Origin of the sequence: Goekera deserti (genome assembly GCF_010685995.1) — a bacterium.
Taxonomy (GTDB): Bacteria; Actinomycetota; Actinomycetes; order Mycobacteriales; family Geodermatophilaceae; genus Goekera; species Goekera deserti.
Window position 1 is genome coordinate 99,700 of sequence record NZ_JAAGWK010000002.1, and the last position, 12,857, is coordinate 112,556.

A 12,857-nucleotide genomic window follows, 5' to 3' on the forward strand; every position below is an offset into this window, starting at 1 on the left:
GCCTGCTGGAACGGCCCCGCTTCAGGGACCCGCGGCGTGCGGAGCGCGTCGTGGGGGGAAGCGGGGTCCTTCCTCAGTACGTGGGCAGCGCCTTGTCGATGCGGGTGGCCCACGCGGTCACGCCGCCCTGCACGTGCACGGCGTCCTTGAAGCCCGCGGCCTTGACGGCGGCCAGCGTCTCGGCCGACCGGACCCCGGTCTTGCAGTGGATGACGATCGGCTTGTCCTGCGGCAGCTGCGCCAGCGCCCGGCCGGAGAGGATCTCGTCCTTCGGGATCAAGACGGAGCCCGGGATCGACACGATCTCGTACTCGTTGGGCTCCCGGACGTCGATGAGGGCGAAGTCCTTGCCGGCGTCCATCATGTCCTTGAGCTCGTCGACGGTGATCGTCGAACCGGCGGCGGCCTCCTGCGCCTCGACCGACACCACGCCGCAGAAGGTCTCGTAGTCGATGAGCCCGGTGATCGGCTCGCCCTCCGGGTCCTTGCGCACCTTGATCGTGCGGAAGGTCATCTCCAGGGCGTCGTAGACCATCAGCCGGCCCAGCAGCGTCTCCCCGATGCCGGTGATCAGCTTGACCGCCTCGGTGGCCTGGATCGCGCCGATCGTCGCGCACAGCACGCCGAGGACGCCGCCCTCGGCGCAGGAGGGCACCATGCCGGGCGGCGGCGGGACCGGGTAGAGGTCGCGGTAGTTGGGGCCGTGCTCGTTCCAGAAGACCGACACCTGGCCGTCGAAGCGGTAGATCGAGCCCCACACGTAGGGCTTGTCCAGCAGCACGCACGCGTCGTTGACCAGGTAGCGGGTGGCGAAGTTGTCCGTGCCGTCGACGATCAGGTCGTAGTCGGCGAAGACCTCCAGCACGTTCTCGCTGTCCAGCCGGGTCTCGTGCAGCCGGACGTCGATCAGCGGGTTGATCTCCTTGACGGAGTCCCGCGCGCTCTGCGCCTTGGACCGGCCGACGTCGGACTGGCCGTGGATGATCTGGCGCTGCAGGTTGGACTCGTCGACGGTGTCGAACTCGACGATGCCCAGCGTGCCGACACCGGCCGCGGCCAGGTACATCAGGACCGGCGAGCCGAGCCCACCGGCGCCGACGGCGAGGACCTTGGCGTTCTTGAGCCGCTTCTGCCCGTCCATCCCGACGTCGGGGATGATCAGGTGGCGGCTGTAGCGGCGGACCTCGTCGATCGAGAGATCGGCGGCGGGCTCCACCAGGGGTGGCAACGACACGGGACAGCTCCTCTGCGTGCTCGGACGTGCACCGCCCCGGGGGGTGGCGCGCTCGGTTCGGGCAACAGCGTGGCAGCCGCATCCCTTCCCCGGCCCACCGTGTCCGGGGAAGGGCCGGGCACGGAGGACCCCGTGGAGCTCAGGGGAACGGCCAGGCACGAAGGACCCCGTCGCCCCCCACACCTCGCTACGCTCGCTGTGGGCCCCCGCGACGGGGCCGTGGAGCTCAGGGGAACGGCCAGGCGTTCTTCACGCAGCCCTCGAGGCCCAGGGTCTGCTGCTGCATCACCGGGGCGGGCAGGCCCGGGCCGGGGCACTCCTCGTGGCCGTTGCCCAGCGCGTGCCCCACCTCGTGGTTCACCACGTACTGGCGGTAGGTGGCGATGTCACCGGCGTAGTCCGGGACCGCGGTCTCCCAGCGGGCCAGGTTGACCACGGCGCGCTCGCCGTAGCGGCAGGAGGTGTAGCCGCCGGTGCCCACGCCGGGGCAGTAGACCTCCATGTTGCCCGGGCTGACCAGGGTCACCTTGAAGTCGTAGCTGCCGGCCGCGGCGTCGGCGGCCCCCACGCGCTGGAAGGACATCGCCCCGCCGGCGCCCCAGGACCGCGGGTCGCCCAGGGTCGCCTCCACGGCGGTGGCGAAGCTGGGCCCGTCGACCTCGATGCCGTCCTCCACCTCGACGACGAAGCGCTGCAGCGGGCCGCTGCCGTACACCGGGGAGGTCCCGTCGACCACCGAGACGGTGCCGGCCCCCTTCTCGACGTAGCCGGTGGCCTGGTCGGGGACCGGCACCGGTGCCACCGGGGCGCCCTCGCCCTCGGCCGCGGCCAGGGTGTCCGCGGCGCCGGGCTGCTCGGCGGCCAGGACGGCGGTGTCGGTCGGGGTGTCGACCGGGGCCGGCTGCCGGGCGACCTGGAACAGCGCGAGGAACGTGGCCACGGTCAGCACCGGGATGGCGTAGGCGCGCCAGCCGTGCCGCCGGGCGAAGCGCTGCAACCGCACCGCCTGCGACACGTGGGCGGCGGCGTGCCGGCGGCGGCCGGGGTCGCGGTCGGCGACCAGCGGGCCGGCCGCCCGCACCGTCCGGGACGCCGGGTCCGGGTCCACGTCGGGGCGGGGGCGGGGTCGCGGGGGCACCGGGGTCCGCGCGCCGGCCGGGCGGGGCGGGAGCGGCGGCAACGGTGGGCGCGGCGGCACGGCCCCCCGCGCGGGCGGCACCCGGGGCGGCACGGGCACGGGGACGACCTGGTCACGGTCCGGCCGGCGCACCTCGGGACGGCGGCCGTCGGCACGCCGGGCGTCGAAGCGACCCGCGGTGGACGGGCCCGCCGCGCCGGCGCCGCGCACCCGACCGGGAGCGGGCCGGCCGGCGCGGGGGTCGGGACCTGTCACGGAGCCGAGGCTCTCACGCGGCCGGCGCTGCGGGCGTCAGCCGGCCGCACGCGCCGTGGCGTGTCGGACCACCCCGTCACACCCGTCCCAGCCGTCGTCCCCGCCGCGCGCCGGCGACCGGCCCGGGGGCGGCGTCGGGACGCCCCGCGACCTCCTCGAGCAGCCCGAGGACGGCCCGCGCCGTGGGTTCCGGCGCCTCCATCATCGCCACGTGCCCGATGCCCTCCTGGACGTACAGCCGGGCGTCCGGCAGCGCCGCGGCGAGCCGGGGGGCGAGCGCCGGGTCGACCAGTCGGTCCCGGTCGCCCCAGACGACCAGGGTCGGCTGGGTGACCCGCCGAGCGGCACGCCAGGCCGACCTGCCCGGCCGCAGGTAGGACGTCATCAGCCCGCGCAGGCTCTGGGTGAGCGCCAGCCCGGCCCACGGCTGCTCGTCGTGCTCCCGCATCTCCTCGACCGCCTGCCGCACCCGGTCGGCCGGCACCCGGGACGGGTCCCCGAAGCACATCGCGAGCATCCCGCGCACCCGCTGCTCGGCCGAGACCCGGGCCAGCCGGCGGCCGGCCAGCGCCGGGACCCCGGGCAGCAGCACGAGCAGGATCGCCCGCCGGAACGCCGGGGGCACCCGGTAGACCGGCATCGCCGGGGACACCAGCGTCAGCGTCGCGACCAGGTCCGGCCGGCGGACGGCGACGGCGAGGGACACCAGGCCGCCGAGCGAGTTGCCGACCAGGTGCACCGGCCTGCCCCGCCCGGACGGCGTCCCCCGCCCGGCGTCCCCCTCGTCCGGGGGGTGCGCGCCGACCGGGTCGGGCTGGTCGACGACCCACTCCAGGACGTCGACCACGGCCTCCACGTGCCGCTGGAGGGAGAACCCGCGCCGCCGCGGCGGCGGGGACGCGCCGAAGCCGGGCAGGTCCAGCGCCCACCCGTCCACGCGCACGGCCATCGCGGCGGCGAAGTCGGTCCAGTTGGTGGCCGCGCCACCGAGTCCGTGCACGTAGAGCGCCCGTTCCCGGGGGGCGTCGACCGCGCCGCCCGGGTCGCCGGCAGCGCCACCGACGGGGCCGACCCAGGGGGTGTGCCGCACGAACACCGGACCGCCGCGGCTGGACACCTGCTCCCCCGGCCAGGGCCCGCGCGCGCCGTCGGGCGCCGGCAGCGCGGCGGTGGACGGTCGGGGGGTCTGCACACACCGACGGTAGAGCCGGCGCAGGATCGGTGCCCGACGCCCTGACTCGTCGGTAGCATGACCTGCGTCATGCAGCCATCGCCCCCCGCCGCCCCCGAGGGCCCTCCGGTACGGGGTGGGGCGAGGCTCCCGCGCGACGCGCGCAGGGTCCAGCTCCTCCGTGCCGCGCAGGACGTCTTCGTCGCCCAGGGTTTCCACGCCGCCGCCATGGACGACATCGCCGTCCGGGCCGGGGTGAGCAAGCCCGTCCTCTACCAGCACTTCCCCGGCAAGCGGGAGCTGTACCTCGCGCTGCTCGAGCAGAAGGTCGGCGAGCTGACCGACCGGGTGCGGGAGGCGATGGCCGCGACCGACGACAACCGGCTGCGCGTCCAGGCCGCCGTGGGCGCGGTGTTCGAGTTCGTCGACGACGACGGCCAGGCCTTCCGGCTGGTCTTCGAGTCCGACCTGCGCAACGACCCCGACGTCCGGCACTGGGTGGACCGGGGGCTGCGCACCTGCTCGGAGGCCATCGCCGACACGATCAGCGACGACACCGGGGCCGACCGGCAGCGTGCGCTGCTGCTCGCCTCCGGGCTCACCGGGCTGGCCGAGAGCAGCGCCCGGTGGTGGCTGGCACGCAAGGGCGAGGTGTCCCGCGAGGAGGCCGTCTCGCTGATGTCCGCGCTCGCCTGGCGGGGCATCTCCGGCTTCCCCCGACGCGACGCCTGACCGACCCCGTCCCCGTCCGGGACGGGGCGGTGCGTTCGCTGACGGCGCAGCCCGCCCGCGCTCGGGCCGGGCCGGGCTGGACTAGCGTTGCCGCCACGCAGCACGACCTGAGGAGGCATCTCTACGTGGAAGTCAAGATCGGTGTCCAGCACTCCCCCCGGGAGCTCGTCATCGACAGCCCGAAGACCCCCGACGAGATCGCTGCCGAGGTCTCGGCGGCCATGTCCTCGTCCAAGGACGGCCTGCTGACGCTGGTCGACGAGCGCGGGCGCCGCGTCGTCGTGCCGGTGGACCGGATCGCCTACGTCGAGATCGCCGAGGCCGACCAGCGTCGCGTCGGCTTCATCGCGGGCTAGCAACCCGATGGAACGGCCCCGGTGCAGGGCCCCGCGGCGCGCGCAGCGTGTCGTGGGGGGCACCGGGGTCCTTCTTCAGGTGTTGAGTCCGAGGGCGTGCATCCGCTCGGTGTGCGCGCCGGTGATCCGGTCCAGCAGCGCCCCCACGCCGGCGAGGTCGCCGCTGCCCTCCAGGATCAGCGCGGCCAGCTCGTCGTGCTCGGCGATGACCGCCTGCGACTGGGTCAGTGCCTCGCCCACCAGCCGGCGGGCCCACAGCGCGAGCCGCCCGGACAGCGACGGGTCGGCGGCGATCGCGGCCCGCACCTCGCGCAGGGCGAAGTCCGAGTGCTCGGTCTCCGACAGCGACTCCTCCACGAGGGCACGGTCCGGTCCGGGCAGGAAGGCCGCGATCTCCCGGTAGAAGTCGCGCGCCAGCCCGTCCCCGACGTAGACCTTCACCAGACCCTCCAGCCAGGACTTGGCCCGGGTGCCGTCGTGGAAGGCGTCCAGCGCGGCGACGAAGGGCTCCATGGCCGCGTACGGGTCGGCGCCCATCGCCTCCAGGCGCTCGGTGAGCCGCACGTGGTGCTCCATCTCCACCACCGCCATCCGCGCCAGGGCGGCGCGACCTCGCAGGGTGGGCGCGAGGCGCGCGTCCTCGGCGAGCCGGTCGAAGGCGGTCAGCTCGCCGTAGGCGAGCACCCCCAGCAGCTCGACGACGGCCTGACGGCTGACGGTGGTCATGCTGTTCCCCTGCCTACGCGTCCGCCGGTGCGCCCGCAGGCGCGACCGGCGGTCGGTGCTCGCCGTGTCCGCCCTCACACCAGGACGGTCGTCGGATCCTCGCAGACGGCCTCCCGGGCGGCGCGGACGGCCGCTGCGGGCCACCGCGCTACCATGGACGGCGACGAGCCGCCAGGCTCGTTCTCCGTGTGCGCTGATGACCGCTGGACGACGACCACCGGGCCCTGCCCAGGGCACCCCCGGGCACTCGACACCCGCTCTCCTGGCCGAGTCGGCGCTGGACCCAGATCCCGGACAGCCGCCCGGGACCGTGCACCGCCCGGCGTCGATGCCGGGCGCGAGCCGGTCCCCCACCAGACCGAGGCGAGACCACTGACCACCGACGACACCGCCACGACGCCGCCCGCCCCCAGCGAGCCGGTCGCCATCGAGCACGCCGAGACCGGCGCCCCGGCGCCGGAGCAGGTCGCCGCGCAGATCGGCGAGCTCGGCGGCGCCCCCGTCGCCCCCGACAGCCCGCTGTTCAGCGACTTCGACGTGCACCCCGACATCGTCGCCGCGCTGGCCGACGTCGGCATCACCCGCACCTTCGCCATCCAGGAGCTCACCCTCCCGCTGGCACTCACCGGCAACGACCTCATCGGCCAGGCCCGCACCGGCACCGGCAAGACGCTCGGCTTCGGCGTCCCGATGCTGCAGCGCGTCGTGCCGCCGGCGGAGGGCGGTGACGGCGTCCCGCAGGCCCTGGTCGTCGTGCCGACCCGTGAGCTGTGCGTGCAGGTCTCCCGCGACCTGGCTGCCGCCGGCACCCGGCGCGGCATCCGCGTGCAGGCCATCTACGGCGGCCGGGCCTTCGAGCCGCAGGTGCAGGCGCTGCAGGCCGGGGTCGAGATCGTCGTCGGCACGCCCGGGCGGCTGCTCGACCTGGCCCAGCAGGGCCACCTGGTCCTGGGCAAGGTGAAGGTCCTGGTGCTGGACGAGGCCGACGAGATGCTCGACCTGGGCTTCCTGCCCGACATCGAGCGCGTGCTGCAGATGGTGCCCGACAAGCGGCAGACCATGCTGTTCTCCGCCACCATGCCCGGCCCGATCGTGACGCTGTCCCGGTCGTTCATGACCCAGCCCACGCACATCCGGGCGCACGGCAACGACGAGGGCTCGACGGTCCCGCAGACCACCCAGTTCATCTACCGGGCGCACAACCTGGACAAGCCCGAGCTGCTCTCCCGGGTGCTGCAGGCCCGCGACCGCGGTCTGGTCATGGTGTTCTGCCGGACCAAGCGCACCGCGCAGAAGGTGGCCGACGACCTGGTCGAGCGCGGGTTCGCCGCCGCCGCCGTGCACGGCGACCTCGGCCAGGGCGCCCGCGAGCAGGCGCTGCGCGCGTTCCGCGGCGGCAAGGTCGACGTCCTGGTCGCCACCGACGTCGCCGCCCGCGGCATCGACGTCACCGGCGTCAGCCACGTGGTGAACTACCAGTGCCCCGAGGACGAGAAGACCTACGTGCACCGGATCGGGCGCACCGGCCGGGCCGGCAGCCAGGGCGTCGCCGTCACCCTCGTGGACTGGGACGACATCCCCCGCTGGCAGCTGATCAACAAGGCGCTCGGCCTGGACTTCCCGGACCCGCCGGAGACGTACTCGACGTCGAAGCAGCTGCTGGAGGACCTCGGCATCCCGGAGACCGCGACCGGACGGCTGCCTCGCGGCCAGCGCACCCGGGAGGGCCTCGGCGCCGAGACGCTGGAGGACCTGGGCGAGACCGGACGCCGCCAGCGCGGCGGTGACCGCCCCGGCGCCGACCGGTCCGGCCGCGGTTCCTCCGGGCCCGGGCGGGAGGCCACCGACGCCGACGAGGCGCCCGCCGCCGCCGGCCCGCCGAAGAGCCGCCCGCGCCGCCGCACCCGGGGCAACGGCCCGGCCGCGGCCGGCGCCGCTGCCGCGGCCGACCCGGTCGGCCCCCCGTCGACGGCCGGTGACGCCCCGGCCGCCGACGGCGAGGCGGGCGGCACCGGCAAGCCGCGGCGCCGTCGCCGGCGGGGTGGCGCGAACCGGGGCGCCGGCGGCGAGTCCCCGGCGGAGTAGCCGGACCCCTGTCCCGCCCGTGACAGCCTGAGGGCCGCCCGGGCGGGGCCGCCGCCCCGTCGTCCAGTCCCGGAGGTCCTCGTGCGCCGACCGCCGCTGCGGGTGGTGGGGTGGGCCGCGCTGACCCTGGTGCTGGTCCTGGTCGCCACCCTGCTCTGGCGCGGCTCGGACGCGGCGGCCACGTCCAGCACCACCAGCGGTCAGGCCGCCGAGCCCGCCGGCAGCCCCGCGGCGCAGCTGGGCGAGGCCTGGTCGGCGGCGTCCCGCGGGTCGGGGTCCGTCGTCGCCGGCGGGCGGGTGCTCGTGCGGGAGGACACCGGCGTCCGGCTGCTCGACCCGGGCTCGGGCACCGAGGCCTGGCACTACGAGCGGGCCAACGCACGGCTGTGCGACGCCACCTCCGTCGACGGGCTCGTGGTCGCCGTGTTCCGCACCACCGGCCGGTGCAACGAGATCGTGGCACTGGAGGCCGGTACCGGCCGGCGCGCCTGGTACCGCACCGTGGGCTTCCGCGCGGACGTCCGGCTGTCCAGCACCGACGCGGTGGTGCTGGCCTGGACGCCGACCGGGCTGGCCACCATCGACCCGTCGGGCAACAGCATCCGCTGGCGGTTCGCCGCCCCGGGCGGCTGCCGCATCGTCGACGCCGCCGTGGGCAGCGCCGGGGTGGGCGTGCTGCAGAGCTGTCCGGGGGCCGACGCGGTGCAGGTGCGGCTGCTCGACGGCTTCGGCGGCGAGCCCCGCTGGAGCCGCGACGTGACCGGGGTGGCCGTCGGCCCCGGTGCGGCGCCGGGCACCGCCCCCGCTGCCGGCAGCACACCGGTGCGGCTGGCCGGTGTCGGCCCGTTCGTCGCCCTGCTCGCCGGGGACACGCTGCAGGCCCTCGCCGGCGCCGACGGCGCCCCGCTGTCGACCCTGCCGCTGCCACCGTCCAGGAGCGGGCCGGCGGACGAGCCGGTCGAGCTCGGCGGGGACGACGCCACGACCCTGGTGTCCGCGCGCGGCACGGTGCTCGCCCTGGACGCGGCCACCGGGGCGCCGCGCTGGCAGGCGGCGGCGACCGGGCTGCCCGCCGTCGGGGACCCCGGCGCGCCGGACGCCGACCGGTCGGTGCTCGTGCCGGAGCCGGGCGCGTTCGTCCGGCGGGACGCTCTGACCGGGGCGGAGCTGGGCAGGTCGACGGTGAGCGACCCGGTCGCCCCGGGCGGACGCACCGAGGTGCTCGGGACCGTGGTCGTCGTCGCGACCCGCAGCGAGGTCACCGCCTACGGGTAGGTGCGCCCCGACACGATCGCGCGGGACGGGTGACACTGGGTACATGGTCCTGCCCGGCGGTTCCGAACAGACCTCGTCCACCGCACTGCGTCAGCTGGCCGAGCACGACGCGCTCGCCGTGACGCTCACCGGCCGCACCGGCCCGCTCGCGGCGCTGGACACCGGTGCCCGCGCCGCTGACGGGCCCGGGTCACTGCACGGCACCGTCCTGATGATCGCCGGGTACACGGGCAGCAAGGAGGACTTCGCCCCGCTGCTCGGCCCGCTGGCGCAGGCCGGCCTGCGCGTGGTGACGCTGGACCAGCGGGGCCAGTTCGAGTCCCCCGGGCCGGACGACCCGGCCGCCTACACCGTGACCGAGCTCGCCGCGGACGTGCTGGCCGTCGCCGCCCAGCTGCGGGACGACGCCTCGTCCCCGCTGCACCTGGTGGGCCACAGCTTCGGCGGCCTGGTGGCGCGGGCCGCGGTGCTGGCCGACCCGGGCGCGTTCACCTCCCTCACCCTGCTCGGCTCCGGCCCGGGCCGGCTGACCGGCCCGCGGGCCGACATGCTCGACCACCTGGCGCCGCTGATGGACGCCGGTGGCGTGCAGCTGGTGCACGAGACGCTGGAGCAGCTGGCCATGACCGACCCCCGCACCCAGCTGGTGCCGGCGCCGGTCCGGGCCTTCCTGGCACGGCGGTTCCTGGCCAACAACCCCGCGGGCCTGCGCGGGATGGCGGACGCGATGCTCGCCGAACCCGACCGGGTCGCCGAGCTGGCCGCCACCGGCCTGCCGGTGCTCGTCGCCCACGGGTCGGCCGACGACGCGTGGACGCCGGCGGCGCAGGCCGACATGGCACGGCGGCTGGGGGCCCGGCACGAGGTCGTCGAGGGCTCGGTGCACTCCCCGGCGATCGAGGCCCCGGACCGGACCCGCGACCTGCTGCTGGCCTTCTGGACCTCCGTGGTCTCCCCCGACGACGCCCGCGACGCGGACGGGACCGACCCGGCCGGCGTCCCCGGCGAGAGCGTGGAGGCAGACCGGTGAACCGCACCCCGTCGATGAGGGACGTCACGCCCGAGCAGGACCGCCTCGGCTTCTTCGGCCCGGACAGCGTCACCTGGCGGGTGCACGCGGACCCGGCGTTCTCCGTCGGGGGCATCCGAGCGCTGCTGCTCCAGGCACTGCACCCGGCCGCCATGGACGGCGTCCACCGGTTCTCCGAGGGGTTCCGGACCGAGCCCTGGGCGCGGCTGACCCGCACCGCCGAGTACGTGGCGACGCTGACCTACGGCACCCGTGCCGACGCGCTGCGCCAGGTGCGCCGGGTGCGGGGCGTCCACCGCGGCAAGTCCGCCGTCGAGGAGACCACCGGCCGCGCGTACGACGTGGACGACGCCGACCTGCTCCTCTGGGTGCACAACTGCGAGGTCGACTCGCTGCTGTCGGTGGCGCGCCGCGCGGGCGTCGTCACCAGCGACGCAGACGCCGACCGCTACGTGGCCGAGCAGGTGGTCGCGGCGACCCTGATCGGGGTGGACGAGCCGGACGTGGCCACCACCGAGGCCGAGCTCGCCGCCTACTTCGAGCGGATGCTGCCGCACCTGGCCGCCACCCCGCCGGCGCGGGACGCCCTGAGATTCGTCCTGCTGCCGCCGATGCCGGGCTGGGTGCAGCTGTTCACCCCGGCCCGGCCGGCCTGGGGCACCCTCGCCTCGCTCGGCGTGGCGACGCTGCCGCGCTGGGCGCGGCGGATGTACTCGCTGCCCGGGTTCGGCATCACCGAGCCCGCGACGACGGCGGCGGTGCGGGCGTTCCGGCAGACCACGCTGGCCGTGCCGGCGCGCGTCCGGGAGTCCCCGATCGTCCGCGCCGCCCGCGAGCGGGTGGCCGGCCCGGAGTCCCTCACCGCCTGAGCCCCGGGAGTACGCCCCACTCCCCCACGGTCCCCCTGGGGCGGCAGTGGCCCGCAGTCGGCCGGGGGTGCCCGGTCGCCGGCCGGTGGCGGGCCACTGCTGCGAGCCGGGGTCGCACGGGGTCCGGACTCAGCCGGTGGCGGGTGCGCGCCCCGTGCCGAGGGCCACCAGCGCCTCGTACTGCCCGGGGTCGGTGGTGCAGGCCGCGATCGGGGTGCGCTTGTTGGTGCCGTGGTAGTCGCTGGACCCGGTGGCCACCAGGCCGAGGTCGGCGGCGAGGCCACGCAGGTGCGCCCGGTCGTCCGGCTCGTGGTCGGGGTGGTCGACCTCGAGGCCCAGCAGGCCGACCGCCGCCATGGCCGCCATCGCGTCGTCACCGACCACCCGGCCCCGGGACCGGGCCAGTCCGTGGGCGAACACCGGGACCCCGCCGGCCTGGCGCACCAGCCGGATGCCGTCGAGCACGTCGGTGTCGGCCTTGGCCACGTAGTACGGGCTGTGGTGGTGCAGCAGCGTGGCGAACGCCTCGTCCACCGAGGCGACCACACCGGCGTCGACCAGCGCCCGGGCGACGTGCGGGCGGCCGACCACCCCGCCGGCGCTGCGCCGGACCAGCGCCTCCCAGCTGATCGGGTGGCCGGCGGCGACCAGCAGCGCCACCATCCGCTCGCCCCGGGTCAGCCGCTCGGCCCGCAGCCGCGCGCGTTCCTCGGCCAGGCCGGCGTGCCCGGGGTCGAACAGGTAGGCCAGCAGGTGCACGCTGACCGGCGGCCCGTCGCCGGGGAACCAGCGGCAGGACAGCTCCATGCCCGGGACCACGGTGAGCCCGGCCGGGCGGGCCCGCTCGGCCGCCGCCCAGCCGTCGGTGGTGTCGTGGTCGGTCAGCGCGACGACGTCGAGACCGGCGGCGACCGCGGCGGCGACCAGCTCCGCGGGGCTGTCGGTGCCGTCCGAGACCGAGGAGTGGGTGTGCAGGTCGATGCGCATCGTCCTCAGCCTGCCGTACCCGCGGGGCGGGGCCCGCTCAGGTCCGCCGCGGCCACCGGGACGGCGGCTCCTGCGGGCCGGGCGCGCCGAGCGACGGCAGCGGGGCGGTGTCCTGCCGGCCCCTGGCGGTGGGCGGCGGCGGCGCGCTACGCGGCGGGGCGGGTCGCCGTGGCTGCTGCCCGCCGGCCAGCGACTCCTCCTCCTCGCTGCTGTTGGCGCCACCGAAGTCCTTGCCGAACAGCAGCTCGCTGACCGACAGGTACAGCTGGTCGGCGTGCGGCAGGTAGCTGATCTCCGACAGCGCCTGGTCCTGGCCGGCGGACTCGAAGCGGAACGTGCCGTAGCCCAGCAGCTGCCCGAACGGCGTCTCCTGCCAGGTCATGTCGGTGATCCGGCGCAGTGGCATGACCGCCACCGTGCGCACGACGAAGCCCGAGATCAGCATGACCCGGCGCTGGGTGATCAGGAAGTGCCGGATCCACCACTCGCCGACGTGCACGGCGAGATAGCCCAGCGCCGCCACCAGCAGCACCAGCCCGAGGCCGGTGACCACGGCGTTGGGCGACACCCCGAGCAGCCACAGGGCGGCGACCAGCACCGGCAGCGACTTGGCCGCCGGCAGCACCAGGACGGCGCCGTGCCGGCGGGTGGACACCACCAGCTTCTCGTCCGGCAGGAGGTACTTGGCGACGTCCTTGGGCTGGTGGGGCGTCGCGCTGGCGTGCGGGCCGGTCACGGGCGCCTAGGCGAGCGAACCGACGAAGGTCGCCAGCGACTGCGCCGCGCTGCCGAGCGCCTCGCCGGCGCTGCGGACGATGTCCGCCGACTCCTCCGGTGACTGCACGACGTAGAAGATGACGAAGGCGACTGCGAGCCAGACGAGGACCTTCTTCTTCACACCAGCTCTCCCGTCCGGCTCAGGACGGTGGAGGACGCACCGTCACGACGGCTCGAACCGGGCCGCGTCCCATGGGTAACACAGGCAGCACCCGCCCCATG

At 75.9% G+C, this 12,857-nt stretch carries 13 protein-coding genes; 6 read left to right on the forward strand and 7 right to left on the reverse strand.

Annotated features, from left to right (window positions below):
* Nucleotides 1-73: 73 nt before the first annotated feature.
* The 3 genes from moeZ to G1H19_RS00685 form a co-directional block, all read right to left on the reverse strand.
* Nucleotides 74-1,234 (reverse strand): adenylyltransferase/sulfurtransferase MoeZ, encoded by a 1,161-nt coding sequence (gene moeZ / locus G1H19_RS00675; RefSeq protein WP_162393431.1) that lies wholly within the window; start codon nt 1,232-1,234, stop codon nt 74-76.
* A gap of 226 nt (nt 1,235-1,460) precedes the next feature.
* Nucleotides 1,461-2,372 (reverse strand): DUF3152 domain-containing protein, encoded by a 912-nt coding sequence (locus G1H19_RS00680; RefSeq protein ID WP_235928288.1) that lies wholly within the window; start codon nt 2,370-2,372, stop codon nt 1,461-1,463.
* A 331-nt stretch (nt 2,373-2,703) separates the two neighbouring features.
* The gene (locus tag G1H19_RS00685; protein ID WP_162393430.1) at nt 2,704-3,819 is read right to left on the reverse strand and encodes an alpha/beta fold hydrolase; all 1,116 of its coding nucleotides are present in this window, start codon (nt 3,817-3,819) and stop codon (nt 2,704-2,706) included.
* 69 nt (nt 3,820-3,888) lie between these two features.
* Between G1H19_RS00685 and G1H19_RS00690 the strand changes: the two genes are divergently transcribed.
* Nucleotides 3,889-4,530 (forward strand): TetR/AcrR family transcriptional regulator, encoded by a 642-nt coding sequence (locus G1H19_RS00690; protein WP_152731309.1) that lies wholly within the window; start codon nt 3,889-3,891, stop codon nt 4,528-4,530.
* Between the two features lie 125 nt (nt 4,531-4,655).
* On the forward strand, nt 4,656-4,886 hold the full coding sequence (locus tag G1H19_RS00695; RefSeq protein ID WP_162393429.1) for a DUF3107 domain-containing protein: 231 nt from the start codon (nt 4,656-4,658) through the stop codon (nt 4,884-4,886).
* A 75-nt stretch (nt 4,887-4,961) separates the two neighbouring features.
* Here the strand turns inward: G1H19_RS00695 and G1H19_RS00700 are convergent, their stop codons facing one another.
* A complete protein-coding gene (locus tag G1H19_RS00700) occupies nt 4,962-5,612 on the reverse strand; it encodes a ferritin-like fold-containing protein (RefSeq protein WP_152731308.1) in 651 nt (216 codons plus the stop codon).
* Nucleotides 5,613-5,798: 186 nt separating this feature from the next.
* Between G1H19_RS00700 and G1H19_RS00705 the strand changes: the two genes are divergently transcribed.
* The 4 genes from G1H19_RS00705 (at nt 5,799) to G1H19_RS00720 (ending at nt 10,871) form a co-directional block, all read left to right on the forward strand.
* Nucleotides 5,799-7,697 carry a DEAD/DEAH box helicase gene (locus G1H19_RS00705; protein WP_235928284.1) on the forward strand — a complete coding sequence of 633 codons (1,899 nt, stop codon included), beginning with the start codon at nt 5,799-5,801 and terminating at the stop codon, nt 7,695-7,697.
* Nucleotides 7,698-7,778: 81 nt separating this feature from the next.
* A complete protein-coding gene (locus G1H19_RS00710; protein ID WP_235928282.1) occupies nt 7,779-8,972 on the forward strand; it encodes an outer membrane protein assembly factor BamB family protein in 1,194 nt (397 codons plus the stop codon).
* A gap of 43 nt (nt 8,973-9,015) precedes the next feature.
* Nucleotides 9,016-10,002, forward strand: coding sequence for an alpha/beta fold hydrolase (locus tag G1H19_RS00715; protein ID WP_152731306.1), 987 nt, complete (start codon nt 9,016-9,018; stop codon nt 10,000-10,002).
* Nucleotides 9,999-10,871, forward strand: coding sequence for an oxygenase MpaB family protein (locus G1H19_RS00720; RefSeq protein ID WP_162393428.1), 873 nt, complete (start codon nt 9,999-10,001; stop codon nt 10,869-10,871). Before G1H19_RS00715 ends, G1H19_RS00720 begins: the two co-directional genes overlap by 4 nt.
* 129 nt (nt 10,872-11,000) lie before the next feature.
* On the opposite strand, the gene G1H19_RS00725 is transcribed toward G1H19_RS00720, so the two are convergent.
* The 3 genes from G1H19_RS00725 to G1H19_RS22425 are packed head-to-tail and all read right to left on the reverse strand — an operon-like array spanning nt 11,001 to nt 12,756.
* On the reverse strand, nt 11,001-11,858 hold the full coding sequence (locus G1H19_RS00725) for a PHP domain-containing protein (RefSeq protein ID WP_152731305.1): 858 nt from the start codon (nt 11,856-11,858) through the stop codon (nt 11,001-11,003).
* 37 nt (nt 11,859-11,895) lie between these two features.
* Nucleotides 11,896-12,594, reverse strand: coding sequence for a PH domain-containing protein (locus tag G1H19_RS00730; RefSeq protein ID WP_162393427.1), 699 nt, complete (start codon nt 12,592-12,594; stop codon nt 11,896-11,898).
* 6 nt (nt 12,595-12,600) lie between these two features.
* Complete coding sequence (locus G1H19_RS22425) at nt 12,601-12,756, reverse strand: hypothetical protein (RefSeq protein WP_174277991.1); 156 nt, start codon at nt 12,754-12,756, stop codon at nt 12,601-12,603.
* Nucleotides 12,757-12,857 lie beyond the last annotated feature (101 nt).

Excerpts from the sequence above, each read along its gene's own strand:
- G1H19_RS00690 (WP_152731309.1), top strand. The coding sequence starts at position 3,889 with ATGCAGCCATCGCCCCCCGCCGCCCCCGAGGGCCCTCCGGTACGGGGT.
- G1H19_RS00700 (WP_152731308.1), bottom strand. The coding sequence starts at position 5,612 with ATGACCACCGTCAGCCGTCAGGCCGTCGTCGAGCTGCTGGGGGTGCTC.
- G1H19_RS00715 (WP_152731306.1), top strand. The coding sequence starts at position 9,016 with ATGGTCCTGCCCGGCGGTTCCGAACAGACCTCGTCCACCGCACTGCGT.
- G1H19_RS00725 (WP_152731305.1), bottom strand. The coding sequence starts at position 11,858 with ATGCGCATCGACCTGCACACCCACTCCTCGGTCTCGGACGGCACCGAC.